At 44.9% G+C, this 1,814-nt stretch carries 3 protein-coding genes; 2 read left to right on the top strand and 1 reads right to left on the bottom strand.

Annotation, left to right across the window (positions count from 1 at the left end; genetic code table 11):
• The first annotated feature begins 256 nt into the window (after positions 1-256).
• Positions 257-706: a GNAT family N-acetyltransferase gene (locus Q1A69_RS19875; protein WP_299589593.1), complete on the top strand. Its 450-nt coding sequence runs from the start codon at positions 257-259 to the stop codon at positions 704-706.
• On the opposite strand, the gene Q1A69_RS19870 is transcribed toward Q1A69_RS19875, so the two are convergent.
• Complete coding sequence (locus Q1A69_RS19870; protein WP_299589590.1) at positions 693-1,289, bottom strand: DDE-type integrase/transposase/recombinase; 597 nt, start codon at positions 1,287-1,289, stop codon at positions 693-695. The two genes, Q1A69_RS19875 and Q1A69_RS19870, sit on opposite strands and share 14 nt — an antisense overlap.
• Positions 1,290-1,671: 382 nt before the next feature.
• Here Q1A69_RS19870 and Q1A69_RS20510 point away from each other — a divergent pair.
• On the top strand, positions 1,672-1,814 hold a 143-nt coding region (locus Q1A69_RS20510), incomplete at its 3' end, for a helix-turn-helix domain-containing protein (RefSeq protein ID WP_366525628.1).

The following is a 1,814-nucleotide window of genomic DNA, read 5'->3' as shown; positions in this document are numbered from 1 at the left end:
TGTGGAAGCTTACTAGCCTACAGCCAGCTGACCTCTCTCGCTATTGCCAAGTGTGTCGGTTGTTATGGGAATCTAGGTGGTAATTGCTGTAATTATAGTGGCAGCTGCTCAAATGTCGGTTATGGAAACCTTCAGCCCTTACTAACGTTTTCCTACAAATAAAAAAACACTTGGTCACTTGGCTTTGCCAGGATCGGTGAGTAACTGGGCCGTAGAGTAGTTGCTTTTTAGAAAATGGCTAAATTTCTGAGGTGATATGGAAGTTACAATCAAACCTGTCGATAAAAAGAATTGGAAAGATATTATTAAGTTGAAGGTTTCGGATAGTCAGGCAGGCTTTGTGGCATCCAATATTTATTCACTTGCTGAGGCTGCGTACGGTGAGTCTAGTGTGCCTTTGGGTATTTTTCACCATAACCAAGCTGTTGGTTTTATTATGTATGAGTCGCTGGATTATGAAGGGAAAGAAGGTGAATACAATATTTTTAGATTTATGGTGGATAAAGATCATCAAAACAAGGGGGTTGGTCGCTTAGCACTACAAAGGACGGTCGCAGACATTTCTTCAATGCCAAACTGCAAGAGAATTACGATTTGCTACTTGCCGAACAATTCAGTTGCAAAATCCTTTTATCAGAGTATTGGTTTTAGTGAGGTAGGCCTAGATGAGTCTGGTGAGATGATCGCTGAAATTAAAAATAAATAAACGTATGAAATTCCATGCGTGTAAAGGTGCCGCTTTCCCGCGCACAAGCGTTTGGTAGGTATGGCATACTGACGACCTCGATCAGAGTGATGCAAAAGACCTTTAGGGGTGTACGCAAATTGACAACCATCACCAATGCACGACTTACCAAAGTCGGTTCTATCTGGAGATCTAAGTGCCAACCAACAATCTTGAGTGAATGAAGATCGATCACTATCGCTAAGTACAACCAACCCTGAAAATTCCAGATATACGTAAGATCAGTAGTCCAGGCTTGACTTTTAGTACGTGATGAGAAATCCCTATTCAGTAGGTTCTCTGCAGCCGGCAGTTGGTGTTTACGGTCTGTCGTCAGTGTAAATCGCTTCTTGCGCCTTACCGTCAAACCTGGTTTTTTTATTAGCCTGCGGAAACGATAGCGCCCGACTGCAATACCTTCTTGGTGTGGAAGTTTCATTAACCGACGACTTCCGGGGCTCTGTCGAGACTTTTCAAATAAGACCTTCAGGCGATGGCATCGTTGCCATTCTTGAGTATCAAGCGAGCCATTACTACGGCGGCACCAATGGTAATCGCTACTCATATTTACCTGCATTGCTCGGTAGAGCATCCTAGCTCGAAAGCGGCCTTGCTGCTTCTTGATAAAGTTATACTTTAATTCATTTATTTCGCAAAGAAAGTGCTGGCCATATTTAGGGTTTCTTTCTCCATACGCAGCTGCTTGACTTCATGCTGCAGCCGGTCTAATTAAGATTGCGCACCAGCACCAGCACCAGCACCAGCACCAGCATTACGTCACTCTCTTGCTGCTTCCACTCTTTTATCTAACGTCGTAGGCTGTTAGCAGTGGTCCCTACAGCCTCTGCTGCCTTAGAAAACGAATATCCTTACTCAGAGACCAGAGTTACGGCTTCTTGCTTAAATGCCAGATTGAACAGCCAGCTGACCTCTCTCGCTATTGCCAAGTGTGTCGGTTGTTATGGGAATCTAGGCTTAATGGGCAGAGCTATTCAGCTCGAGCCATTGCACAACGCCTCCATAGAGCCAATAAGACCATCTCTCGCGAGCTTGGTCGTTGCAGCCCCTACTGTGCCGAGAGTGCCCATCG

It is taken from the genome of uncultured Microbulbifer sp. (genome assembly GCF_947498635.1).
Classification (GTDB): Bacteria; Pseudomonadota; Gammaproteobacteria; order Pseudomonadales; family Cellvibrionaceae; genus Microbulbifer; species Microbulbifer echini.
This window is presented reverse-complemented; position numbering and strand designations above follow the sequence as displayed.